This window comes from Bradyrhizobium sp. USDA 3240, assembly GCF_054063295.1.
In genome coordinates this window covers 1805765-1828370 of sequence record NZ_JBSSGD010000002.1, presented here as the reverse complement: position 1 = coordinate 1828370, position 22606 = coordinate 1805765, and the positions used below count along the sequence as shown (strand labels likewise).

The 22606-nt window shown below is 63.5% G+C and carries 23 protein-coding genes and 1 pseudogene; 15 read left to right on the top strand and 9 right to left on the bottom strand.

The window, feature by feature from the left end; translation table 11 throughout:
- Positions 1-94 precede the first annotated feature (94 nt).
- The 3 genes and pseudogenes from ACVIGA_RS09460 to ACVIGA_RS09450 form a co-directional block, all read right to left on the bottom strand.
- A pseudogene (locus tag ACVIGA_RS09460) lies at positions 95-1646 on the bottom strand (ABC transporter permease/substrate-binding protein).
- Positions 1643-2431, bottom strand: a complete 789-nt coding sequence (locus ACVIGA_RS09455; protein WP_456666175.1) for an ATP-binding cassette domain-containing protein — start codon at positions 2429-2431, stop codon at positions 1643-1645. The pseudogene ACVIGA_RS09460 and the gene ACVIGA_RS09455 overlap by 4 nt, the downstream one beginning before the upstream one ends.
- Before the next feature lie 166 nt (positions 2432-2597).
- Entirely contained in the window at positions 2598-2813 is a 216-nt protein-coding gene (locus ACVIGA_RS09450) for a hypothetical protein (RefSeq protein WP_021077148.1), read from the bottom strand.
- Positions 2814-3041: 228 nt separating this feature from the next.
- On the opposite strand from ACVIGA_RS09450, the gene ACVIGA_RS09445 reads away from it, so the two are divergent.
- The 5 genes from ACVIGA_RS09445 to ACVIGA_RS09425 all read left to right on the top strand — a co-directional run bounded on the left by ACVIGA_RS09445 (position 3042) and on the right by ACVIGA_RS09425 (position 9777).
- Positions 3042-3878 (top strand): metal-dependent phosphohydrolase, encoded by an 837-nt coding sequence (locus ACVIGA_RS09445; protein WP_223975563.1) that lies wholly within the window; start codon positions 3042-3044, stop codon positions 3876-3878.
- A gap of 124 nt (positions 3879-4002) precedes the next feature.
- Complete coding sequence (locus ACVIGA_RS09440; protein WP_223975565.1) at positions 4003-4713, top strand: hypothetical protein; 711 nt, start codon at positions 4003-4005, stop codon at positions 4711-4713.
- A 32-nt stretch (positions 4714-4745) separates the two neighbouring features.
- Positions 4746-5018, top strand: coding sequence for a DUF3551 domain-containing protein (locus ACVIGA_RS09435; protein ID WP_456666174.1), 273 nt, complete (start codon positions 4746-4748; stop codon positions 5016-5018).
- A 103-nt stretch (positions 5019-5121) separates the two neighbouring features.
- A complete protein-coding gene (locus tag ACVIGA_RS09430; protein ID WP_456666173.1) occupies positions 5122-5391 on the top strand; it encodes a DUF3551 domain-containing protein in 270 nt (89 codons plus the stop codon).
- Between the two features lie 294 nt (positions 5392-5685).
- Entirely contained in the window at positions 5686-9777 is a 4092-nt protein-coding gene (locus ACVIGA_RS09425) for a C2 family cysteine protease (protein ID WP_456666172.1), read from the top strand.
- 33 nt (positions 9778-9810) lie between these two features.
- On the opposite strand, the gene ACVIGA_RS09420 is transcribed toward ACVIGA_RS09425, so the two are convergent.
- Positions 9811-10734, bottom strand: a complete 924-nt coding sequence (locus tag ACVIGA_RS09420; protein ID WP_456666171.1) for a ketopantoate reductase family protein — start codon at positions 10732-10734, stop codon at positions 9811-9813.
- A gap of 171 nt (positions 10735-10905) precedes the next feature.
- On the opposite strand from ACVIGA_RS09420, the gene ACVIGA_RS09415 reads away from it, so the two are divergent.
- Positions 10906-11721: an ABC transporter ATP-binding protein gene (locus ACVIGA_RS09415; RefSeq protein WP_456666170.1), complete on the top strand. Its 816-nt coding sequence runs from the start codon at positions 10906-10908 to the stop codon at positions 11719-11721.
- Entirely contained in the window at positions 11721-12506 is a 786-nt protein-coding gene (locus ACVIGA_RS09410) for an ABC transporter permease (protein ID WP_223975579.1), read from the top strand. The genes ACVIGA_RS09415 and ACVIGA_RS09410 overlap by 1 nt, the downstream gene beginning before the upstream one ends.
- A gap of 332 nt (positions 12507-12838) precedes the next feature.
- Here ACVIGA_RS09410 and ACVIGA_RS09405 read toward each other — a convergent pair whose 3' ends face one another.
- Positions 12839-13114, bottom strand: coding sequence for a hypothetical protein (locus tag ACVIGA_RS09405; RefSeq protein WP_456666169.1), 276 nt, complete (start codon positions 13112-13114; stop codon positions 12839-12841).
- A 113-nt stretch (positions 13115-13227) separates the two neighbouring features.
- Positions 13228-14076: a helix-turn-helix transcriptional regulator gene (locus ACVIGA_RS09400; RefSeq protein WP_456666168.1), complete on the bottom strand. Its 849-nt coding sequence runs from the start codon at positions 14074-14076 to the stop codon at positions 13228-13230.
- A 92-nt stretch (positions 14077-14168) separates the two neighbouring features.
- Here ACVIGA_RS09400 and ACVIGA_RS09395 point away from each other — a divergent pair, with 92 nt between their 5' ends.
- Positions 14169-15059, top strand: a complete 891-nt coding sequence (locus tag ACVIGA_RS09395) for an SDR family oxidoreductase (RefSeq protein WP_456666167.1) — start codon at positions 14169-14171, stop codon at positions 15057-15059.
- A gap of 19 nt (positions 15060-15078) precedes the next feature.
- The gene (locus ACVIGA_RS09390; RefSeq protein ID WP_456666166.1) at positions 15079-15804 is read left to right on the top strand and encodes an SDR family oxidoreductase; all 726 of its coding nucleotides are present in this window, start codon (positions 15079-15081) and stop codon (positions 15802-15804) included.
- Positions 15805-15923: 119 nt separating this feature from the next.
- Here ACVIGA_RS09390 and ACVIGA_RS09385 read toward each other — a convergent pair whose 3' ends face one another.
- Entirely contained in the window at positions 15924-16388 is a 465-nt protein-coding gene (locus tag ACVIGA_RS09385) for a hypothetical protein (RefSeq protein ID WP_456666165.1), read from the bottom strand.
- 256 nt (positions 16389-16644) lie between these two features.
- Entirely contained in the window at positions 16645-17094 is a 450-nt protein-coding gene (locus ACVIGA_RS09380) for a cupin domain-containing protein (protein WP_456666164.1), read from the bottom strand.
- A gap of 167 nt (positions 17095-17261) precedes the next feature.
- Between ACVIGA_RS09380 and ACVIGA_RS09375 the strand changes: the two genes are divergently transcribed.
- From ACVIGA_RS09375 to ACVIGA_RS09365, 3 genes are all read left to right on the top strand, one after another.
- Positions 17262-18287, top strand: coding sequence for an ABC transporter substrate-binding protein (locus tag ACVIGA_RS09375; protein WP_456666163.1), 1026 nt, complete (start codon positions 17262-17264; stop codon positions 18285-18287).
- Between the two features lie 15 nt (positions 18288-18302).
- The gene (locus ACVIGA_RS09370; protein ID WP_456666162.1) at positions 18303-19004 is read left to right on the top strand and encodes an NUDIX hydrolase; all 702 of its coding nucleotides are present in this window, start codon (positions 18303-18305) and stop codon (positions 19002-19004) included.
- Positions 19005-19115: 111 nt separating this feature from the next.
- Positions 19116-19817 carry a glutathione S-transferase C-terminal domain-containing protein gene (locus ACVIGA_RS09365; protein WP_456666161.1) on the top strand — a complete coding sequence of 234 codons (702 nt, stop codon included), beginning with the start codon at positions 19116-19118 and terminating at the stop codon, positions 19815-19817.
- A gap of 145 nt (positions 19818-19962) precedes the next feature.
- Here the strand turns inward: ACVIGA_RS09365 and ACVIGA_RS09360 are convergent, their stop codons facing one another.
- Positions 19963-20514: a TetR/AcrR family transcriptional regulator gene (locus tag ACVIGA_RS09360; protein WP_456666160.1), complete on the bottom strand. Its 552-nt coding sequence runs from the start codon at positions 20512-20514 to the stop codon at positions 19963-19965.
- A 72-nt stretch (positions 20515-20586) separates the two neighbouring features.
- Here ACVIGA_RS09360 and ACVIGA_RS09355 point away from each other — a divergent pair, with 72 nt between their 5' ends.
- The 3 genes from ACVIGA_RS09355 (at position 20587) to ACVIGA_RS09345 (ending at position 22502) form a co-directional block, all read left to right on the top strand.
- Positions 20587-20823, top strand: coding sequence for a DUF2798 domain-containing protein (locus tag ACVIGA_RS09355; RefSeq protein ID WP_456666159.1), 237 nt, complete (start codon positions 20587-20589; stop codon positions 20821-20823).
- Between the two features lie 100 nt (positions 20824-20923).
- Complete coding sequence (locus ACVIGA_RS09350) at positions 20924-21841, top strand: SDR family NAD(P)-dependent oxidoreductase (RefSeq protein WP_456666158.1); 918 nt, start codon at positions 20924-20926, stop codon at positions 21839-21841.
- A gap of 199 nt (positions 21842-22040) precedes the next feature.
- On the top strand, positions 22041-22502 hold the full coding sequence (locus tag ACVIGA_RS09345; protein ID WP_456666157.1) for a hypothetical protein: 462 nt from the start codon (positions 22041-22043) through the stop codon (positions 22500-22502).
- Positions 22503-22606 lie beyond the last annotated feature (104 nt).

Below are 22606 nucleotides of genomic sequence, written 5' to 3'. Positions count from 1 at the left end.
CGTCATTGCGAGGAGCGTAGCGACGAAGCAATCCATCTTTCCTCGCATGCGGAGAGGTGGATTGCTTCGCTTCGCTCGCAATGACGGCAAGAGGCTATTTTCCCCCGACCTTCTCCCACAACCAGCGCGCCACGGCGTCGGGCGATGATGATGCGTCGTTGCCCGATGCGCGCAGGTTGGCCTCGCGCATCTCGGCGATGCCGATCTTGCCGAGCAGCGGACGCAGCGCCGCCTTGAGGACCTCGTCGTCGCGCCGCTTCGGCGACAGCAGCACGATCGCGTCATAGGGCGGGATCGCGTGCCTGTCGTCCGCGAGCGCAACCAGGTCGTATTTCGCGATCAGCCCGTCGCTGGTGTAGCCCGCGATGACGTCGACCTCGCCGGAGGCAACCGCCGCATACATGAAATCCGGTTGCATCTGGCGCTGGGCGCGGAACGTCAGCCCATACGCCTTCTGGATGCCGGCCCATTCCGGCCGCGAGAAGATTTCATAGTCGCCGGCGATCGACATCGTCGCAGCGTGCGACGCCAGATCGGCGATCGAATGGATGCCGAGCTCCTCGGCGCGCTTCTTCGGCATCACCAGTGCATAGGCGTTCTCGAAGCCGAGCTCGCCGAACAGCGTGATGTCTTGCTTCGCCAGCGTCGTCTTCAGTTCACCCAGCAGCTCGGCACGGGGCCTGATGTCGGTGTGGTGGAACTGGTTCGCCCACAGTGTGCCGGAATAGTCGACATAGACATCGATGTCGCCGGCCGCGAGCGCATCGAAGATCACATTGGAGCCGAGGCCGGCGCGGGTCGTCGTCGGCAGTCCGGCCGCTTGTAGCCGCTGCGCGATCAGCGCCGACAGCACATATTGCTCGGTGAACGTCTTGGCGCCGACGACGTAGCGCGCTTGCGGCAGTGCGATCGCGGGCACCAGCGTCGCCGCGATCAGGGCGGCTATGCCGAGCCCGCCGAGTGCGGTGCGGACGCGGCTGCGATTGCGCAGGCCATTCTCGATCAGCGCCAGCAATTGGTCGACGACGAGTGCGAGCACGGCGGCGGCGAAGCAGCCGAACAGCACGAACACCCAGTTCTGGGTCTGTAGCCCGGCGAAGATGTAGTTGCCGAGGCTGGTCTGGCCGATCGGCGTCGACAGCGTCGCGGTGCCGATCACCCACACCGCCGCGGTGCGGATGCCCGCCATCATCACCGGCAGCGCCAGCGGCAGCTCGACCATGGTGAGTGATTGCCGCGGCGTCATGCCGACGCCCTGGGCTGCCTCCAGCACCGCCGGATCGACGCCGGAGAGGCCGGTGATGGTGTTGCGTAAGACTGGCAGCATCGAATAGAGCGCGAGCGCCAACACCGCCGGCAGGAAGCCGAAGGCGCGAGAAGCTGAAGCCGAGCCACGTCGCGGTCAACGCCGTGAGCGCCAGCAACAACGGATAGAACAGCGCGAGCAGCGCAAGACCGGGCACGGTCTGCACGATGCTGGCAAGCCCGAGCAGCGTGCCGCGCAGCACCGGCCGGTTGCGCGCGATGAGCGCGAGCGGCAGGCTGATCAGAAGTCCGAGCGCCAGCGCGGCGACGCTGACCCGGACGTGATTGCCGAGATAGTCGGGCAGATGCGCAAGCGCCTCGCTCCAGCGTGGATCGCTCATACCGTGCCGTCCCGCGGCAGCAACGCGCCGAGGCGTTCCGCCTGTCGCCGCGGCGTCCGCAAGAGTTCGCCGACATAGGCGTCGGTGTTGGCCGCGAGCTCCGCCGGCGTGCCCAAAGCGAGCAGCTTGCCGCCACGCATCACCGCGACACGGTCGGCCAGCAGCAGTGCTTCGGTCATGTCGTGGGTGATCATGACCGTGGTCAGTCCGAGCTCGCGGTGCAGTGTGCGATAATCGTCGCCGAGCGCGTCGCGGGTCAGCGGATCGAGCGCGCCGAACGGCTCGTCCATCAGCACGATGCGCGGCTTCGCAGCCAGCCCACGCGCGACGCCGACGCGTTGGCGCTGACCGCCGGAGAGTTCGTGCGGCAGGCGGTCGCGATGTTGGGCGCGGTCGAGCCGCACGAGGTCGAGCAGCTCGCCGACCCGTGCCGAGATCTCGGCCTGCGGCCAGCCGAGCAGTTTTGGCGTGATGCCGACATTGTCGGCGACGGTGAGATGCGGAAACAGTCCGCCACTCTGGAAGACATAGCCGATACGGCGCCGCAGCAGGATCGGGTCGATGCGGCTGACGTCTTCGCCCTCGACGGCGATCCGGCCGCGGTCGGCCTCGATCAGGCGGTTGGCGAGCCTAAGCAGCGTCGTCTTGCCGGAGCCCGAGCCGCCGACAACAGCCAGGAATTCACCCTCGGCGACGTCAAGCGAGACGTCGTCGACCGCCACCACGCGACCATTGTCAAAACTCTTGCCGACATGCGCGTAGGCGATCAGCGGCGTTGCAGGCATTCTCGGGCCATTCCTGGGCGACCTCACGTCTCACCATCGTGAACGACAGTGATAGCCCATAAAATGGACTTTGACTCGAGGTGCACGCGCTGCGTCACGCGGTTTCGCAGGCTGTTCCAGTTGGGCGCGCGAAGTGGTCAGCCCCTTCGGGGGCTGTGAGCACACATCACACTTCGTTCTTGGGGACGTATTTGCCCATGATGCACTTATAGCTCTGCAAGCGCCAATCGTGATACGGCCCCTTGGCGAGCCAGTCGGCGATGCCGATTTGGGCGTTCACGGCGCAGGCGCCCATGGTGATGCCGGATTGGTCGCTGTTGGTGACGACCTTTTCCATGCAGAGCTGAGCATTGCAAAGGATGGCGACGAGCGTAACAAGCATGATGGTCTTTATCCGTAGGATTAACCCGGTCTGAACCGAATCATGCACGGTTCATGCCATTATCAGCGACTTTGGTGTCACAGCCGGCAAGACCGGAAAAGTACGGCGAACCGAATCACGCGCTCGCCGGCGCGTAGCCGCACGCCCGCAGATACGCTATAGTTCTCCCCAACTACGACGTGAGATCGGGGGCGAGTGAGGAACGTTGCGCTGTCGGGGGCTGCATCGATGATGACGTTACCTGAGTTGGCGGCAGGCGCTTTGGAGAAGTTTCTCGCCACGCATGTCAGCCGCACCTTCGGGGCTTCGCAGGCCCGCTTTGGCGAACTCCTGCCGGCCGCAGCCCGCATTGCGCTTGAATGTATCGGCAACAGCGATGCGCTCTATCACAATGTCGAGCACACGATGCTGGTCACGCTGGCCGGGCATGACATCATCCGCGGTCGCGCGCTGCACACCCATGTCACCGCGGAGGATTATACTCACACGATCATCGCGTGCCTGACGCACGACATCGGCTATGTGCGCGGCCTGCTGAAGGGCGACGGACCGGATGGTTATGTCATCGATGCCTCTGGCAACAAGGTGGTGCTGCCGCGCGGCTCGTCGGATGCCGGCCTGATGCCGTATCACGTCGATCGCTCGAAGCTCTATGTGCTCGACAGGCTCGAGGCGGTGCTTCCGCTCGATCGCGAGCGCGTCGCACGCAACATCGAGGGTACGCGGTTTCCGGCGCCCGAAGGCCAGCAATATGACGACGAGGCGGCGATCGTCCGGGCCGCCGATTTCATCGGTCAGCTCGGCGATCCCAACTACATCCGGAAAGCCAACGCGCTCTATCACGAGTTCGAGGAGGTCGGCATCAACCGCCAGCTCGGCTATGAATCGCCGGCCGATATCGTCGACCGCTATCCGCAATTCTACTGGAATATGGTTGCGCCGCACATCCAGGGCGCCATCAACTGCCTGAACATGACGGCAAGCGGCCGTCAGTGGATCGCGAACCTCTACAGCAACGTCTTCCGCGCCGAGCGCGAGGTCACCCTGTCCGGCCCGCAAATCTGACGCACGGCGGCAGCGACGCGGCCTATCAGCACGGCTCGCCTGCATTCCCCGGTCGATTGCGGAGCGTCCACATTTCGGCCCGCTTCATCGTTGCACAGTCCGTGGAAATCGGCGACCTTGCGCCATGGACCTCTCCATTGACCGTGTTCTCGATCGTTTCAGCATGATCTCCCGTTTCGCTCAATTGATTGCGATTGCTATCGTGTGCTGGCCCGCGCTCGCCGTGGCCGCCGGCCCGGTCTACGACGTCGACCTGTATGCGTTGATGTCGGGCACCTGCCGCAATGTCAGTGTGGCCGGCCGCAGCTATACCTGCAAGGCGGTGGCCTACTTCCACACCCTGCGCGGCCGTTCCGAGTTCACCGTGGTGCTCGACGATCCCGCCGACAAGAGCCACATCGTCTCGTTCTCAGGCGAGAGCACCGAGCGCACCCAGGACAATCTGTTCGAGCTCGCGGTCGACCGCATGTTGCTGAAGTCGAGCGACCGTCCGCGTGTCGATGGCCTGCCGGTGCCGCTGGTCGAGATGTCGACAGGCTCCTGCCGTCAGGTCGGAAGCTTCATCACGCGGCAGGTGTCGACCATCACCTGCGCCGCCACCGACCAGAACGGCAAGCGGTACGAGCTGAGCTTCGAGTCGGATGGCTCGCCGATGACCTTGCGCCGGCTGCGGCAATCGACGCTGCCGTCGGAGCGGCAGCGGGCACGCCAGATCGCGCAGCTCGAATGCCGCCTCAAGGCGCGGGCCGCGCAGGTTCTGCCGCGGGACACGACGGCCTTCATGATCCGTTGTCTCGGTGAGGACGACGGCAAGCCGGCCGGCGAACAGCGATAGCCGCGTTGCGGACCAAGCTTGAGGAGAATTCGATGCGCTTGAAACTCACCATCATCGCCGCCATCGGCGTCTGCATTGCCGGGCCCGCCGCCGCGCAAATGTACGATCCGAACTATCCGGTCTGCATGGAAGTCTACGGCGGCAGGTTGACGCCCGAGTACATCGACTGCAGCTTCACGTCGCTTCCGCAATGCCAGGCAACGGCGTCGGGACGATCGGCGACATGCTCGGTCAATCCGTTCTACAAAGGCCCAAAAAAGCCGACCAGGGAGCGGGGTCAACGACGGCGTCAACCTGTCAACTAGCGCGTTTTCGAGCCGCGATGGCCTGCATGGCCGTCGCGTCGCAGGGACAGTTGACTAACTCCGGCAGTTGTGGGGAAACCTTCGCAACGACAAGGAGAGACCGATGCGCCTGAAACTGTTCGCGATCGCCGCATTTGCGGTCGCCCTGGCCGGACCTGCCGCCGGGCAGGCCTATGACCCGAATTATCCGGTGTGCATGCACGTCTTTCAGGGCAAATTCGGCGGAAGCTACATCGATTGCAGCTTCACCTCGATCCCACAGTGCCAGGTGTCGGCGTCGGGCCGGGGTGCGATGTGCTCGGTGAATCCGTTCTTTGCGCCGCCATCGCCTCCGAAGCGCCGGGTGCATCGCGGACGGCATCGTGCTGACTGATGCGGGAACACCAGGCAGCTCGAACGCCTGCCGTGGCGGGGCGGGGGAGCCGACCCAGCCGCCATCTCCGATGGTAGGCGCCGTATCAGGCAGACATTAACGAATCTTCACGATAATGCGGGTTCCCTGTCGGCAGCGGTCGGCAAGATCGACACGCGTCCCGAATTCGTTCACAACTATGGCGATAGTTACGCAATCTATTGCTGCATTCGTCGCGACGGGACGCGCGCAACCATGCCAGGACAGTCCTGGCCGACAGCAATCGTATCGCGTCATGATTTGCGAAGGAATTCTATGACGGCAAGCTGGGTCAATTCCCTGGTCGACAGTGGCCTCAAGTCCGACATGCTCAACTTTGCTGCGGACGGCGTTTTCACCGATGCTGAAGCCATCCAGTTGCTGGCGGATGTCGCCAATCGCGGGAGTGTCACCGCGAATGAGCTGAACTCGCTGCAGCTGATTGCGGCCAATCTGAACAGCGGCCTCTACACATCGGATTATGTCTCCCATCTCTTCAACCAGCTCGTTGATGGGAATCCGGCGAACGCCACCTGGACAGGGGGCGGCACTGCTCACGTCACGCTCGGCAATCTGCAGGTCGGCACGACGTCGACGCAGATGTCCGAACTGATCGGAAAGTGGTTTCAGGGGACCGATCTTCCGGACCCAACCTTGCCGCCCGATGCAGGCGCGAGCGGCTGGACATTGCAGGGCTACAGCACGGTTACCGGACCGCTGTATTCTTCGGCGGGCGCAGCCACCGTCAACGACATCTGTCAGGGAGCAGACGGCGATTGCGAGCTGATGTCGGGATTGATCGACGTCGTCGTCTTTCATCCTCAGGTCATGAGCTCCATGATCGTGGACAATGGAAACGGCACCTATGGCGTGCGCTTCTATGTCAATGGTCAGGAGACATGGGAGACCGTCAATGACGAGTTTCCAGTCGTCAAGGGCACCGAACTTGACTATGGCCACAACTACAATGAGCAACCCACGGCGATGTGGGTTGCCCTGGTGGAAAAGGCCTACGCGCAGCTCAGTTCGTCGGGACAGATTGGACACCCGGCCGTCAATAGCTACAACAACATCTCTGCCGATCCCCCGACGGATGTCTTCGAGAATCTGACCGACGCGACGAGCGTCAACTATTATCTGAGCAGTTCATCCTCCTGGTACAGCAACAAGTCCGTCTATATCGCAGCACTCTCCAACCACGACGATGTCATCCTCGAGATTCCGTCAACGTCTCCGTACACGTATGACAGCGCCGGAAATATCCAGCTGGTCCCGGACCATGCTTTCGGAGTCGTCGGCTATGACAGCGCGACGGGCAATTTCATCGTCCGTAATCCATGGGGAAACAGCTACCCCGGCCAAAACTGGGATGTGCAGTTTGAAGTCTCGCTGACGCAGATCGCCAGCGAGGGCGGCGACTTCGTCATCGACAATTCCGGCGCCGTCGACGTCGCGCCGACGGTGGTCGCGTCAAACATAACCGGCCGCGTGCAAACCTCGGTTACAGCATCGTCCATGTTCTATACGACGGGCGGTACTCTACCCATCATCGAATATGCGCTCTGGAACTCCACCGGTAACGGCCACTTCACCGTAGGCGGGGTGGCGCAGGCGAACGGGGTCGAGATCGACGTCGCCGCTTCACAATGGTTCAGCATTGCCTATCAGTTCGGTCCCGCGAGCGACCAGCTGTGGGTGGAGGCGTTCAACGGCGTATTCTGGAGCGCCTGGACCGAATTTACGGCAACCCCGCAAGGGCCCATGGTGTCGGCCGCAAACGTTACGGCAACGCACGGCCAGAGCTTTGCCGTGTCGTCGCTGTTCACCTATTACGACCCGTTCGGCCTCGCTGCCACCGAATACGATGTCTGGGACAGCGGCACCGGTGGCGGCCACTTCGTCCTGAACGGGGTGGCGCTTGCCGCCAATCAGGACAATTACATCACGGCCGCGCAGCTATCGTCATTGACCTATCAATCCGGCTCCGGTGTGGACACGCTCTGGATCCGCGTCAACGACAGCACGGTGTGGGGACAGTGGGCTACTTTCACCGTCACCGCGCCGGTCGACAGCGGTCCCGTCGAGGCGGTGTCGAACATTGTCGCGGCTCATGGCCAGAGTTATGCAGCCTCGTCCTTGTTCACCTACAGCGATCCGTTCAACAGTCCTGCAACGCTGTATGACGTCTGGGACAAGGGAACAGGTGGCGGACACTTCGTTCTGAACGGGGTGGCTCTTGCCGCCAACCAGGACAACTACATCACGCCCGCCCAGTTGGCCTCGCTGAGCTATCAATCGGGCTCCGGCATCGACACGCTCTGGATACGCGCCAATGACGGCACGGTGTGGGGGGCGTGGTCGAGCCCCTTCACCGTCAATGCGCCGGTCGACACCGGGCCCGTCGAGGCGGTGTCGAACATTGTCGCGGCTCATGGCCAGAGCTATGCAGCCTCGTCGCTGTTCACCTACAGCGATCCGTTCAACAGCGCCGCGACCGAGTACGATGTCTGGGACAGCGGTACCGTCGGCGGGAGCTTCGTTCTGAACGGCGTGGTACTGCCGGCTAATCAGGACAATTACATCACGGCCGCCCAGCTGTCGTCGCTGACCTATCAGTCGGGCTCCGGCATCGACAAGCTTTGGATCCGTGCCAATGACGGCACGGTGTGGGGAGCGTGGTCGAACGGCTTCACCGTCAATGCTCCGGTTGACACCGGGCCCGTCGAGACGGTGTCGAGCATCGTCGCGCCGCACGGCCAGAGCTATGCGGCCTCGTCGCTGTTCACCTACAGCGATCCGTTCAATAGCGCCGCGACCGAGTACGATGTCTGGGATAGCGGCACCGTCGGAGGGAGCTTCGTTCTGAACGGCGTGGCGCTGCCGGCCAATCAGGACAATTTCATCACGGCCGCCCAGCTGTCGTCGCTGACCTATCAATCGGGCTCCGGTATCGACAAGCTTTGGATACGCGCCAATGACGGTACCTTGTGGGGCGCGTGGTCGAACGCCTTCACCGTCAATGCTCCGCTTGACAGCGGACCCGTTGAGACGGTGTCGAACGTCGTTGCGATCCATGGTCAGAGCTATGCGGTCTCGTCGCTGTTCACCTACAGCGATCCTTTCAACAGTGCTGCGACCCAATATGACGTCTGGGATACGGGCACGGGCGGCGGGCACTTCCTTCTGAACGGGTGGGCGCTGTCGGCCAATCAGGACAATTACATCTCGGCCGCGCAGCTGTCGTCATTGACCTATCAATCCGGCTCGGGGACCGACACGCTCTGGATCCGGGCCAATGACGGCACGGTTTGGGGGGCGTGGTCGAGCGCCTTCACCGTCAATGGTCCCTTCGACAGCGGACCCGTTGAAACGGTGTCGAGCATCGTTGCCAGTCACGGTCAGAGCTATGCGGCCTCCTCGCTGTTCACCTACAGCGATCCGTTCAACAGCGTCGCGACACAACATGACGTCTGGGACACGGGCACAGGTGGCGGGCATTTTGTCTTCAGCGGGGTGGCGCTTGCGCCCAACGTGGACAACTACGTCACGGCGGCCCAGCTGACGTCGCTGAGCTATCAATCCGGCTCGGGCGCGGACACGCTGTGGGTCCGCACGAACGACGGCACCGTCTGGGGAGCATGGTCAAGTGCCTTCACCGTGACTGCGCCGGTGGACACGGGTCCGGTGTTGACTCCGACCAGTTCAAACACGCTGTCCGTTCAAGGCCAGACGTTTTCGGTGTCTTCGCTCTTCACTTATTCGGATCCGTTCGGCAGTTCCGCGACATCGTATGATGTCTGGAATAGCGGAGGCGGCAACGGCTACTTCACGCTGAACGGCGTTGCGCTGGGAGCAAATCAGGACAACGTCGTCGCGGCCTCGCAGCTCTCCCAACTCGCGTATCACGTCGGATCGGGCACCGACACGCTCTGGATCAAAGCCAATGACGGAACCGTCTGGGGCGCCTGGTCCAGCGCCTTCACGATCAGCGATCCCTCGATCATTCCAGCCGGACAGACCCTCGAGCTTGCGTCTTCGAGCTCGGCGCAAATCTCCTTTGCATCAAGCTCCGGCACATTGAAGCTCGATGACCCCGCCGGCTTCTCCGGCACCGTTGCCGGCATGACGGGGGCCGACGCGATCGATTTCGCCAATATCAGTTTTGCGGCTGGGCAAACCGTGGGCTTTGCCGGCAACACCGCGGGCGGATCGCTCTCGGTCTCTGACGGCGTGCACGCCGCCAGCATCGCTCTGCTCGGAAACTACATGGCTTCCACCTTCGTCGCTGCGAGCGATGGACATGGCGGCACGAGCATCACGGTGCATCCCGATCAGGTCGCCACGCTTGCCCCGCCGCAACACGCCTGAGCGGCGCGGCTGCTCCGGCGCGCGGCCGGCTGCCTACGACGGCGCGCCCATCGCGTAGGGCTTCAGCACCGCATAGAGGAAATCGTGCGTCGGGGTCGGTACGCCGAGCTTGCGGCCGAGCTCGACCACCTTGCCGCTTAGCCAGGGCAGTTCGAGCCGGTTGCCGCGCTCCAGATCGAGCGCCATCGACGCTTTCATCGCCGGCGGTGCGTGCCCGATGAAGTCGAGCACCTTCGCAAGCGGGTCCGGCGGCAGCTTGATGCCGCTGGCGTAGGCGACGGCGATGATCTCCTCGCAGGCCGAGACGAAGAACGGGCGCAGGTCGGGATCGTCGCGCAGCCTGCCGATCGGCTGGCGCGTGACGGCGGTCATGCCGGCATTGGTGGCGAGGCCGACGAACTTCATCCACAGCTCGGTGTTGATCTGCTCGCTCAGCGTGGCATCGAAGCCGGCCTTCAGGCAGAGCTCCAGCAGCGCCTTGCCGCGCGGCGTGATGCGGCCGTCGAGCTCGCCGAAGATCATCCGCATGAAGGTGCCGACCTGGTTGATCATGCCGGGCTTGATGATCGAGGCGGAGATCTGCGCCACGCCGCCCATCACGGCGTTGCGGCCGAGGATCGGGATCAGCCGGTCGGGCGCATCGATGCCGTTCTGCAGCGGGATCACGGCAGTGTCGGGCCCGACCATCGGCTTGATGTGCGCGCCGGCGCTCTCGACGTCCCACAGCTTGACGCAGAACAGCACGATATCGACCAGGCCGACGCCTGCGGGGTCGTCGGTCGCCTGGGTCGGGACCAGGTGGGTTTCGCCGCGGCCGCCCTGAACCTTAAGACCTTCGCTGTGCATGGCGGCAAGGTGCGCGCCGCGCGCGATAAAGGTGACGTCGGCTCCGGCATGCGCCAGTGCCGCACCAAAACCGCCCCCGACGCCTCCGGCGCCGACCACTGCGATCCGCATGATTGTCTCCTTGTCCAACGCTTTGGCCCGCAGCCTCGACGATGTCGGCGCGATGCGCAACCCCGCCTGCCTGAAAACTGCGTGACCGCAGCATGCGCCTTCTTCCTGCGTTGAACTTGTCCGGGCGAACCGCTAAGCCATCTGCCTGATGTTCGGGAGGAATGGGTGGCGATGACTGAGCCGACGGCGGTCGCGCTTGATGGTGCGACGGTGGCGTTTCGGTTGGCGGATGGACGCGTCTATACCGCGGTCGAGCAGGCCAATCTTACGGTTGATCATGGCGAGTTCGTCGCCATTGTCGGCCCGACCGGATGCGGAAAGTCGACGCTGCTCAACGTCACCGCGGGGCTGTTGAAACCGGCCGCCGGGTCGGCGCGGATTTTCGACAGGCCGCTCAGTGGCCTCAACCGCGACGCAGGCTATCTCTTTCAGGCCGATGCGCTGTTCCCGTGGAAGACCGCGATCGACAATGTCGCGATCGGGCTCGAGATTCGCGGTATGCCGCGCACCGATGCGCTCGCGCGCGCACAGCAATGGCTGACCTCGGTCGGGCTCGGCGCCTTCGCGGGCCGCTATCCGCATATGCTGTCGGGCGGCCAGCGCAAGCGCGTCGCGCTGGCGCAGGTCCTGATCCGCGATCCGAAGATCCTGCTGATGGACGAGCCGTTCGGCCCGCTCGACGCCCAGACGCGGCAGATCATGGGCAATCTGCTGCTGGAATTGTGGACCGCCGACCGCAAGGCGGTGCTGTTCGTCACCCACGATCTCGAGGAGGCGATCGCGCTCGCCGACCGCGTCGTGATCATGTCGGCTGGGCCCAGCGCGCGCATCATCGGCGACTGGCGCATCACGCTGCCGCGGCCGCGCGATATCGCCGAAGTCAGGATGGAGAAGGATTTCCATGCCCTGCATCGCGAGATCTGGGGCGTGCTGAAGGACGAGGTGATGAAGGGCTATGTGCAGTCGACGCAGGCGGGGGCCGCCTGATGTCGCGCATCACGTTGCTGGCCCTGCAGGTTCTGGTCGCCGTCGTCACCCTGGCGCTGTGGCAGTTGTTTTCCACCGTGCCTGTTTTCGGCAAGGTCCTGCTGCCGCCGTTCTTCTTCTCCAATCCGGTCGACGTCTTCAGCCAAATCGTAAAGTGGTTCTCGAGCGGGGTGATCTGGAAGCATCTGGCGATCACGCTATGGGAATCGATCCTGGCCTTCGTGATCGGCTCAGGCAGCGGCATCCTAGTCGGCTTCTGGTTCGCACGGCAGCCGCGCGTCGCAGCGGTGTTCGATCCTTATGTGAAGATGGTCAACGCGCTGCCGCGCGTGGTGCTGGCGCCGATCTTCGCGCTGTGGTTCGGGCTCGGCGTCTGGTCCAAGGTCGCGCTCGGCGTGACCTTGGTGTTCTTCATCGTGTTCTTCAACGTCTATCAGGGTGTCAAGGAAGTGCCGACCACCGTGCTCGACAACGGCCGCATGCTCGGCATGAACGAGCAGCAGCTGATGCGCCACGTCTACTGGCCCTCGGCGCTGTCGTGGATGTTCTCCTCGCTGCACACCTCGGTCGGCTTTGCGGTGGTTGGCGCGGTGGTCGGCGAATATCTCGGCTCCGCCGCCGGCCTCGGCTATTTGATCCAGCAGGCCGAAGGCGTGTTCGACGTCGCCGGCGTGTTCGCCGGCATGTTCGTGCTGTCGGCCTTCGTCATCCTGATCGACATGGCGGTGACTGCCGTGGAGAAGCGGCTGCTGGTCTGGCGGCCGACTGCGGTGGCGCGGGACTAGGCCATAATCGCTTCCGCACTACGTCGTGGACGGTCGTGGTTGCCCGGCCAAGGCAAGCCAATCGTTTCGCCTCAAACGATAGAGCGCCTGCCGCCTGAGCGGATCTGATACGGCGACGCGCGGGTGATCAAAATCGTCGGCCTCGTTGTGCGACATCCCCAATTTGGACATGACGCGAAGGGAGCGTGTATTGTGAACGCTCGCATGGGCAACAACCTCGGTGCGAGAACAATCTCATTCGATCGCCCCAGGCGCTGCGAGCTGATCATGTCGAGCTGCAACAGAAGAGGCCGCCAGCGTTGGCGGCCCCACGTATTCTCGACGCGAAACCGTCAGGTCTTGTATCCTTGGCTGGTGCAGAACCACGAGATGCCGGCGGTATCGAAGCCAAGCTTCAGAAAGGATTCCCTGCATTCGTTGAAGTTGTGGAAACGTTTAACGCCCGCTGGCCAGCAAACCACCGGCGTAGGATTGGGCCAGGTACCGGAGACTGAGCAGCCCGGTCCCGAGGCCGCTTGCTTGGCGAGTTTGGGTTTGCTCTCAGCAATTGCGGGGGCAATCGACAAGATTGCGACAGCTAGGCCCGCGGCGAGTAACGAGGCTTTCATGGCTATCTTCTCCCAAATCCCACCGTTGGGTCGGTGGGTGGGTCGACTATACCTGAGGTCGTGTCGGAGGAGCGACGCAATTTGCGTTTCGGTTTGTGAGAAGCGCGCGACGGTCACGCGCGTTTGTCCGCCGGCGCGGTATCCATCAGCCCGCGGATCTTCTCCGTCACGTCGGCGTCAACAGGATTGTAGACGATCATGCTGAGGTCGGACCGGCCGTCGACCGCGAACGCCGAATATTCGAACTTGACCGGGCCGAGGATCGGATGGCGGAGCTGCTTGACGCCCTCGCCATGGGTTCGCACGTCGTTGTCGCGCCACAGCGCCGCGAACTCCGGGCTGAGCCGGCAGAGCTCGTCGACAAACGGTTGCACCTCGGCGGCAGCACCTGCGCGCATTGCGTCCACCCTGAAGGCGCCGACGACGAAGCGTGCCACGCTTGCCCAGTCGTGCTGCGCGGCGCGGACGCGCGGATCGAGGAACATGAAGCGCAACACGTTGCGCTCGCCCGGCGGCAGCGATCCGTAGTCCGTCAGCATCACGGTCGCCGCCCGGTTCCAGGCGACGATGTCCCATGTCGCGGTCCTGATCACGGCGGGGCTCGGCAGCAACGCGTCGAGCACACGCTGCAGCCGCGGCGAGACACCTTCATTCTTTTGATAGCGCACCTCGGGCGTGCGGCCGAGGCCGAGCAGGAACAGGTGCTCGCGCTCGACATCGGTCAGCATCAGTGCACGCGCGATGCGGTCGAGCACATCGGCCGACGGCGCACCGCCGCGGCCCTGTTCGAGCCAGGTGTACCAGGTCGCCGAGATGTTGGCGCGCTGCGCCACTTCCTCGCGGCGCAGGCCTGGCGTGCGCCGTCGCTCCGGCGGAAAACCGAACGTCGCAGGATCGAGCTTGCTGCGGCGGTCCTTGAGGTAGGCGCCGAGCCGGTTCTCATGCGCGAGCGGTTCGCTCATCCTGTTAGCCATTATACCATGATAAGGTCACTACTTTACCACGATAGCCGGACCGCCCAGGTTTGTCTCCAGCAAAACCTGGAGACTTGCTGATGCGCGTGTTTGTCACTGGAGCCACCGGCTGGGTCGGCTCGGCTGTTACCAATGATCTGATTGCTGGCGGCCATCAGGTGCTCGGCATGACCCGTTCCGACAAGGGCGCGGGAGCGCTCGCTGCCGCCGGCGCCGAGGTTCATTACGGAACGCTCGAGGATCACGACAGCCTGCGGAGCGGTGCCGCGCAGGCGGACGCCGTGATCCACTGCGCCTTCAACCACGACTTTTCGAAGTTCGCGCAGAACTGCGCGGACGACCGGCGCGCGATCGAGACGCTGGGTGCCGTACTCGAAGGCTCGAGACGTCCGCTGATCACGACATCGGGCGTCGCGCGGGTGGCGCAGGGCCGCGTCGCGACCGAAGACGATCCGCCGATTCCGGTCTCCGAGGCTTATCCGCGTGCGTCCGAGGCGACGACGGTGGCGGTGGCATCGCGTGGCGTGCGTGCCGCCGTCGTCCGTCTGCCGCCCTCGGTGCATGGTCATGGCGACCACGGATTCGTGCCGCGGCTTGTCGCCTTTGCGCGCGAGAAGGGCATCTCTGTCTATATCGGTGAGGGACAGAATCGCTGGCCCGGCGTGCATCGTCTCGATGCAGCCCGCGTCTACCGGCTCGCGCTCGAACGCGGCGTCGACGGCGGTCCGTTCCATGCCGTGGCAGACGAGGGCGTGCCGTTCAAGGCGATCGCCGAGGTCATCGCCCGCCGGCTCAACGTTCCCCTGGTGTCGAAGTCTTCAGAGGAGGCGGCCGAGCATTTCGGCATGTTCGGCAGGTTCGTCGCCTTCGATGTGCCGACCTCGAGCGCGCGGACGCGCGCGCGGCTCGACTGGCAGCCGCAGCAGCCCGGGCTGATCGCGGATATCGATCACCCCGCTTATTTCGCGTGAGCGCGCCGGAGTTCCGACCATGACAGACGCCAAGATGTCGCTCGACGGCAAGCGCGTGATCGCAATCGGGGGATCGTCGGGGATCGGCTTTGCCGTCGCCGCGCTCGCGCGGGAGCAGGGCGCGGAGGTGGTGATTGCTTCCAGCAAGCCGGCCAATGTCGATGCCGCGGTCGCGAGGCTGCCGGGATCTGCGGGCATGACCGTCGATCTGCGCGACGAAGCCGATGTGTCGCGCTTCTTCGAGCAGGTCGGCGCCTTCGATCATCTCGCGATCACGGCGGGCGATCAGGGCCTCCCGGCGTTCGGTGCCACCCGTGATCTCGATCTCGTTGCGGCGCGCGAGGCTCTCACTCTTCGTTTCTGGGGCTCGCTCGCGGCGGTCAAGCACGCCAGCCGTGTGATCGCCGCCGACGGATCGATCACGCTGACCGGCGGCCTGCTGGCACACCGTCCGCAAAAGGGGATGCCGTTTGTTACCGCGGCCGCGGGTGCCATGGAGAGCCTGGCTCGCGGCCTTGCCGTCGATCTTGCGCCGGTCCGCGTCAATGCCGTCTGCCCGGGGCTCATTCTCACCGAGCGCGTCAAGCAGATGCCGGAGGAGAGGGTGCGCGGCTACGTGGCAGGCTTGCCGTTGCCGCGCGCGGCGTCGCCGGGCGAGGCGGCCGCGGCTTATGTCTATCTGATGCTGAACAGCTACGTGACCGGGCAGATTCTTGCGGTGGATGGCGGTGGTCTGCTGGTGTGACGCACGACGCCGTCATTGCGAGGAGCGAAGCGACGAAGCAATCCATCTACCTGCGTGCACGGACAGATGGATTGCTTCGCTTCGCTCGCAATGACGTGGAGATCGCCCCACGTAATGGCTCAGAGCGGGAAGCACCGCATGTAGGCCGCGAACAGCTTCTCATCGCTATAGCTCACCAGCTCTGAGGCAATCGCGTCGGCCAGTTCGAGGTCGCGGTTCTGGATGCGCAGCCATGCCTGGGTGTCGGCGGTGATGTTCAAAGCCGCATCTCCGACATGACGCCCCGGCACCACCTGCAGATCCTTGCCCTTGATCACGACCGTCATGTCCAGCGCGTTTGCCCCGGTGAAGCGCAGATGCGTCACGAAATCCAGGCCGCGCGCCCTGCCGCGCTGAAATCCGAGCGAGAGCGAGAAGATGTAGGACTGGATGCTGCCGGTATGGCGGCCGGACGTGACATGCTGGACCTTCTTGTGCGGAAAGCGCCGCGTCACCGTGTCCTCGGCATCGGTATCCGGGATCACATAGACGAACTCGTCCTTGTCGATCAGCGGCTGCACCACCTCAGAGTGGACATGAGGCAAGTGAATTATCTGTCAAGCATCATGTAATGGAAGCCGCTGCCGAAGTGACAGATCGGCGTATGCTTGGAGAACGCTTTGAGCGTGCAACGATCTCAGCTCCGTCATCCTGAGGTGCGAGCGGAGCGAGCCTCGAAGGATGAATCGGCCACAGTCGGGCCGTCGACCCTTCGAGGGCCGCTGAAGAAGCGGCCACCTCAGGGTGACGGTGCTTTGTATGGTTGGAGCCTTCTCGCGATGACGGCGGGCGAAGCCGTCCTCAATCCAGCAGCTTGGTATCATCCGGCGCCTGCGGCGGCGTCTTGATCGCGATCGACTTGATGGCGCGGCCGTTCGGCTTGTTGCCGCCATGCGGCGTGCCCTTCGGGATCACGATCAAATCGCCCGGCTTGACCGTCACTTCCTTGTCGCCGAGCCAGACCGTGCCGGTGCCTTCGAGCACGAACTGCATCTCGTTGGTGTTGGGGTGCATGTGCTTCGGCACGTTGCCGTCCTGGATCGAGACGGTGGCGCCGTCGGCGGAGACGAACGTCTTGGAGCGGAAGCCGACCTTGTTGGCGTCGCCGAGCTTGTCGCCCTCCATTTCCCCGGTGTGGATGACCTGCGCGGTGATGCTCTCGGCCGCGAGCGCCGGCCGCAGCAAATGGGTGACGCCACAGCCGGCCGCAAAGGCAGTGGCAATCGACAGCGCGGTTGCAACACGATTCATGAAGACCTCCCTTGGTGTTTCCCTTGAAATATTCTTGGCGATTCTTCGGTGTTTTCCTGTATCCGCGATGCTATGCCGTGGCCGCAGGCTTGACCAGTTACCGGAAAGTCGCCTTCTCAAGGCAGGCCTGCTCCTCTATCTTGCCGGCCAGGCGAACGGAGGACGTCATGAACAAACTGCTGGGCAAGCTTGCCGGAACGCTGCTCGCGCTGACCCTGTCCACGGGCCTTGCCGCGGCGCAAAGCAAGATCACCATCGCGGTCGGGGGCGGCGCCTGCCTGTGCTACCTGCCCACCGTGCTGGCCAAGCAGCTTGGCGAATATGACAAGGCCGGGCTTGCGGTCGAGTTGGTCGATCTCAAGGGCGGCTCGGATGCGCTGAAGGCCGTGCTCGGCGGCAGCGCCGACGTCGTCTCCGGCTATTTCGACCACTGCGTCAATATCGCCGCCAAGAAGCAGGAGATGCAGGCCTTCGTGGTCTATGACCGCTATCCCGGCCTGGTGCTGGTGGTCTCGCCGAAGCACACCGGCGAGATCAACTCGATCAAGGATCTTGCCGGCAAGAAGGTCGGCGTCAGCGCGCCGGGCTCTTCGACGGATTTCTTTCTGAAGTATCTCTTGAAGAAGAACGGCCTCGATCCTCAAGGCACCGCCGTGATCGGCGTCGGCCTCGGCGCCACCGCGGTGGCCGCGATGGAGCAGGGCCAGATCGATGCCGCCGTGATGCTCGATCCCTCTGTCACCGTGCTGCAAGGCAGCCACGCCGACCTCAAGATTCTCAGCGACACCCGCACCCAGCACGACACGCTCGCGGTGTTCGGCGGCGAATATCCCGGCGGCGCGCTCTATTCGACCACAGCCTGGGTCAACGGCCACGAGAAGGAAGTGCAGGCGCTGACCAATGCCATCATGGCGACGCTGGCCTGGATCCATTCGCATTCGGCCGAGGACATCATGGCCAAGATGCCGGAGGAACTCGTCGGCAAGAACAAGGAGCAATATCTGGCCGCGCTGAAGAACACGATCCCGATGTATTCGGAGACCGGCAAGATGGATCCCAAGGGCGCCGAAGCGGTGCTCGCGGTGTTCAGCGAGGGCTCGCCAGAGGTCGCAAAGGCCGGCATCGACGTCACCAAGACCTACACCAACAAGTTCGTGGATCAGGTCAAGAAGACGACCGGAAGCGCGAAGTAAGAGCACGTGCCCGACATGCAGTCTCCGCTGATTTGCCGCGTCACCACGCTCGATCTGGCATTGCAGCAGCGTCCCTGGCCGTTCGCGGACGAGCGGCGCGACGAGATCGACGCGCATTTCGCCGAGCAGCAGCGGCTCAACCCGAACCTGTGGAACGGCCGCGTCCTGCTCGGGCGCGATCCCGTGTTTGCCGGCGAGCGGCTCAGCGCGCGCTATTTCGAGACTGATTTCGCGAGCTTCCTCGCCTGGCGCGACTGGGGCTTTCCGGACACTGAGGTCTTCAACGGCTTCGGCATGGGCGCGCTGCTCTCGAGCGACGGCGCCTTCGTGTGTGGCGTGATGGGCGAGCGGACCGCGAATGCCGGACGCATCTATTTTCCTTCCGGCACGCCCGACCTCGACGACATCAGCGGCGAGAGCGTCGATATCGCCGGAAGCGTGATGCGCGAGTTAGAGGAGGAGACCGGGCTTACCGCGGCGGATTGCCGTGCGGATGCCGATTGGCACTGTATCTACACCGGCGTTGCGCTCGCGATGATGCAGATCCTGCGCGTCGACATGCCCGCGGACACGCTGCGTGCGCGCATCGAATCCAACCTCGCGCACCAGAAAAATCCCGAACTTGTCGGCATCCATCTGGTCCGAAGCCGCGCCGATCTCAACTCCGCAATGCCGCGCTTCGTCACCGCGTTCATCGAAACGCAGCTGCCGGCATAGGCGCATAGGGGTCCGCTTCCGGGGTGAGGCGGTCGTTGCCAGGACCTGGCTGACGTTTCCAACGAACCAGTCTTGGGGTATCGTTAGCCGTCTCGAACGTGGCGAACCAGCATGCTCACGCTCTATTCCTATCCACCGCTGTTCGGCGTCGCCGACAACAACGGCTACGGCTTAAAGGTGTTCGCCTTTCTGAAGCTCGCCGACGTGCCGTTCCGGCACGAGCACATTTTTGATGCGTCGAAGGCGCCGCGCCAGCAATTGCCCTATATCGTCGACGGCGACGACACCGTCGGCGACAGCGAGACTATCCTCGCCTATGTCACCGACAAATATAGCGTGACGCTGGATGCGGCGTTGACGCCGGCGCAACGCACGACCAATCTCCTCGTCACGCGCACGCTCGACGATCTCTACTGGGTGATGTCCTATTCGCGCTGGCAGGACGAGCGGTACTGGCCCCAGTTTCGCGATGCGCTCAAGCGCGAGCATCCGGGCCTCACCGATGACGGGTTGATGAAGGCCAAGGAGTTCAACGCGCAGCGCTATTACTACCAGGGCATTGGCCGCTTCGAGCCCGACGCCGCGATGGCCCGTGGGCTCGCCGATCTCGCCGCGCTGGCGAGCCTGATCCCGGGCCAAGGCTATGTGCATGGCGACACACCGACGAGCATCGACGCCAGCATCTATGGCTTCGTGGCCAACATCTACTTCTACGACATCGAGACGCCGTTGAAGAAATTCGTGGTCTCGCACGATGCGCTGGTACGGCACTGCCGTGCCATCCACGCAGCAGTCGGTACGAGCGCGGAATAGGCTCAAGTCGCCGAGATCGCACTGCACCCGGCTCCGCCCGGAGCTCGCTTGCCGAAATGGCACACCGAGCTGTGGCCTTCGCCCGCTGGCTTGCGGGTCTGTCTGTCGCGCTTGCGGCGCTGGGCGTGGCTGGCGCCGCGCTCCGCTATTTCCCCTGCCGCGCACTTTCGAGCAGCGTCATGCAGGCGTCGAGGCAGGCTGCTGCAATCGTCCGGCCGAGGGGACCCGGCTTCTTGTTCAACAGCCGATGCATCACCACGCCGTGCAGCATCATCATGATCGGATAGGCGATGTGCGCGGCCCTGTTTTCATCGACACCGGCGCGCACGATATGGGTGGTGTATCGCTCGATCTCGCCGGCCTGCGCACCCGTGGTGACACGCTCCATCCAGCCGCGCCCGTAGAGCAATTCATAGTCGCGGGGGTGGGTGCTGCCGAACTCGAGATGCCGTACGCAGGTGTCCTGAAAGTCGCGGGATTTTGCGAGGTAGGCCGAGAAGCGCTGAAAAGCCAGCGTGCGTAACGCCGTCAGCAACGCCTCCCGGTCGGCGTAGTAGCTATAGACCGTCGGCGTCGTCGTGCCTGCTTCCGCGGCCACGCCGCGGATCGTCACGGCCTCCTCGCCGCCCGACTGCCACAGCGTGTCGGCGGCCTTCAAGATCCTGTGAGGCAGCTCCGGATCGGCAGTTCTCGGCATTGGCTCTCTTGCTTTTACAATGTATAAGTTATACGTCGTCTAAATAATAAACCCGAACCCAGGAGCAGGCAAATGGCCCTTTCCCCGAAACTGATTGGCCCCTCGATCTCCATGATCACCGGCCTGATCACGTCGACCAGCATGTCGTTCGTCGGTCTCGCTATGAACTATGGGTTCCAGCCCGATTTCGCCGTGCGCTGGCTGAAGGCCGCAGCAACGAGCTACGTCGTGATCGTCCCGATGTTGATCATCGTCATCCCGCGGATCCAGCGCTTCGTCATGCGGCAGGCCGGGTTGTCGACGCGCTGAGGTCGGGTCGCAGCACAATGCGCACCGTCTCCCGGTTCAAGCCCCCGGGCATCAGATATCACGCAGTTCGTCCTTTGAACGCAACCCAAGGGTCAGCAACATGACGACGAAACATAAGCACGACAAGCCGATTCTCGTGACCGGAGCAGCCGGCGCTGTGGGCGGCATCGGCCGTAGCCTCACCGAATTCCTGCTCAGGAATGGCCACAAGGTGCGCGCCCTGGTTCGGCGGGAGGACGCGCGCGCCGAAGCCTTGCGGCGGCTCGGCGCCGAGGTCGTCAAGGGCGACCTGACGGACCTCGCCTCGATGCACCGCGCGATCGAAGGTTGCCGGCGTATCTATTTCGGTATGTCTGTCTCGGCGGCTTACCTGGAAGCCACGATCAACACTGCCGCGGTGGCGCGGCACCACGGCATTGAGGCTTTCGTGAACATGTCGCAGATGACGGTCTCGCAGATGAGCATCAACGAAACCACCGACAGCCCGCAGCAGAGGCTGCACTGGCTGGCGGAGCAGGCGCTGGCCTGGTCGGGACTGCCGGTCGTCACGGTGCGGCCGACGGTGTTCCTTGAGGGCTTCTTTCTGATGCTCGCCGCCGCCGGCGTGCGGGCCTCCGACGAGTTGGCGCGTCCGATGGGCGATGGCAAGACCTCGCCGATCTCGGCGGTCGATGTGGCGCGCGCGGTCGCTGCGATCCTCGACGATCCCGCACCACATATCGGACGAATCTACGATCTGACGGGGCCCGAATCCGCCGATCTGAATCACCATGCGCGTGCTTTCTCCGAGGCGCTCGGCAGGCCCATCCGATATCGCGACGTCCCGCTCGCGGCGTGGAGCGAAGGCCTTCGGCGGGCGGGATTTCCCGAGCACGTCGTCAGCCATCTCTCGGCCATGACCGAGTTGAACAGGCAGGGGCGTTACGACCGTATGACGGACACCATATACACGCTCACGGGCGAAGTACCGGTGAACACGCGCGATTTCGTGAAGCGCCACGCCGCCGAATTCAAATAGTGTAGACTGGCGCTTTGATGAGGTGCTCGGCACAGATCGAAGCGGAATCCGACCGTTGCGGCGCCGGGATGGCGCGCTTTGGATCGCGGCCGTGCAATGGCACGGCCGACCGGAATTCCGGCACAACAATCTGCCCGCGGTCACGCTCCGTCGTCGGTCTGGCGCAAGCGTATCGGGGCAATCCGACGCGGGCAGTCCAATGAGACCTATCAGGGAAGGGCAGGCGCTTCTGGCACGCTTCGTTCTGCTGCTGCTGTTGAGCGGCTGTGGCGAAGCGGATCAAATTGCGGAGCAGCAGTGTCGTTCCTTGGATGCCCGCAGTTCGGTACTCAGGACATTTTCGGACGATCAAAACAACAAGCTGGTGACTTTTACTCTCAAATACTCGAGTTCGCTTGAAGCAATGATGAATGCTGCGAAATCGGAGACCGAAAAATCGGCGATCTTGGACGGTGCAAAGAAAAGCGCTGTCTACAGCCTGGACGGCACGATACTCGTAAAGTCCAAGGATAAGGCAACGCGGGAAGTCACTTGCATTGCAATACTGTCCGTTAGCGTCCTGGATACGAGCGCGGAAAAAGAGATAGAATTTCAAGTGAAGCAAACGAGCGACGGAACGCGGCTCGTTTCAGTCAGTCCTTTTCTTTTCACAGTAGACTAGCCCTGAAACCCTGAGCGGCGCTCTTGGTATTCGGTCTGGTCGGCTGTCGACCCGCCCATGCGTCCGCAACCATTTGCTGAAGCTTTGATCACACCTGCGCCGTG

Coding starts and splice junctions, on each gene's coding strand:
- ACVIGA_RS09455 (WP_456666175.1), bottom strand. CDS start 2,431: ATGCCTGCAACGCCGCTGATCGCCTACGCGCATGTCGGCAAGAGTTTT.
- ACVIGA_RS09450 (WP_021077148.1), bottom strand. CDS start 2,813: ATGCTTGTTACGCTCGTCGCCATCCTTTGCAATGCTCAGCTCTGCATG.
- ACVIGA_RS09445 (WP_223975563.1), top strand. CDS start 3,042: ATGATGACGTTACCTGAGTTGGCGGCAGGCGCTTTGGAGAAGTTTCTC.
- ACVIGA_RS09440 (WP_223975565.1), top strand. CDS start 4,003: ATGGACCTCTCCATTGACCGTGTTCTCGATCGTTTCAGCATGATCTCC.
- ACVIGA_RS09435 (WP_456666174.1), top strand. CDS start 4,746: ATGCGCTTGAAACTCACCATCATCGCCGCCATCGGCGTCTGCATTGCC.
- ACVIGA_RS09430 (WP_456666173.1), top strand. CDS start 5,122: ATGCGCCTGAAACTGTTCGCGATCGCCGCATTTGCGGTCGCCCTGGCC.
- ACVIGA_RS09425 (WP_456666172.1), top strand. CDS start 5,686: ATGACGGCAAGCTGGGTCAATTCCCTGGTCGACAGTGGCCTCAAGTCC.
- ACVIGA_RS09420 (WP_456666171.1), bottom strand. CDS start 10,734: ATGCGGATCGCAGTGGTCGGCGCCGGAGGCGTCGGGGGCGGTTTTGGT.
- ACVIGA_RS09415 (WP_456666170.1), top strand. CDS start 10,906: ATGACTGAGCCGACGGCGGTCGCGCTTGATGGTGCGACGGTGGCGTTT.
- ACVIGA_RS09410 (WP_223975579.1), top strand. CDS start 11,721: ATGTCGCGCATCACGTTGCTGGCCCTGCAGGTTCTGGTCGCCGTCGTC.
- ACVIGA_RS09405 (WP_456666169.1), bottom strand. CDS start 13,114: ATGAAAGCCTCGTTACTCGCCGCGGGCCTAGCTGTCGCAATCTTGTCG.
- ACVIGA_RS09400 (WP_456666168.1), bottom strand. CDS start 14,076: ATGAGCGAACCGCTCGCGCATGAGAACCGGCTCGGCGCCTACCTCAAG.
- ACVIGA_RS09395 (WP_456666167.1), top strand. CDS start 14,169: ATGCGCGTGTTTGTCACTGGAGCCACCGGCTGGGTCGGCTCGGCTGTT.
- ACVIGA_RS09390 (WP_456666166.1), top strand. CDS start 15,079: ATGACAGACGCCAAGATGTCGCTCGACGGCAAGCGCGTGATCGCAATC.
- ACVIGA_RS09380 (WP_456666164.1), bottom strand. CDS start 17,094: ATGAATCGTGTTGCAACCGCGCTGTCGATTGCCACTGCCTTTGCGGCC.
- ACVIGA_RS09375 (WP_456666163.1), top strand. CDS start 17,262: ATGAACAAACTGCTGGGCAAGCTTGCCGGAACGCTGCTCGCGCTGACC.
- ACVIGA_RS09370 (WP_456666162.1), top strand. CDS start 18,303: ATGCAGTCTCCGCTGATTTGCCGCGTCACCACGCTCGATCTGGCATTG.
- ACVIGA_RS09365 (WP_456666161.1), top strand. CDS start 19,116: ATGCTCACGCTCTATTCCTATCCACCGCTGTTCGGCGTCGCCGACAAC.
- ACVIGA_RS09360 (WP_456666160.1), bottom strand. CDS start 20,514: ATGCCGAGAACTGCCGATCCGGAGCTGCCTCACAGGATCTTGAAGGCC.
- ACVIGA_RS09355 (WP_456666159.1), top strand. CDS start 20,587: ATGGCCCTTTCCCCGAAACTGATTGGCCCCTCGATCTCCATGATCACC.
- ACVIGA_RS09350 (WP_456666158.1), top strand. CDS start 20,924: ATGACGACGAAACATAAGCACGACAAGCCGATTCTCGTGACCGGAGCA.
- ACVIGA_RS09345 (WP_456666157.1), top strand. CDS start 22,041: ATGAGACCTATCAGGGAAGGGCAGGCGCTTCTGGCACGCTTCGTTCTG.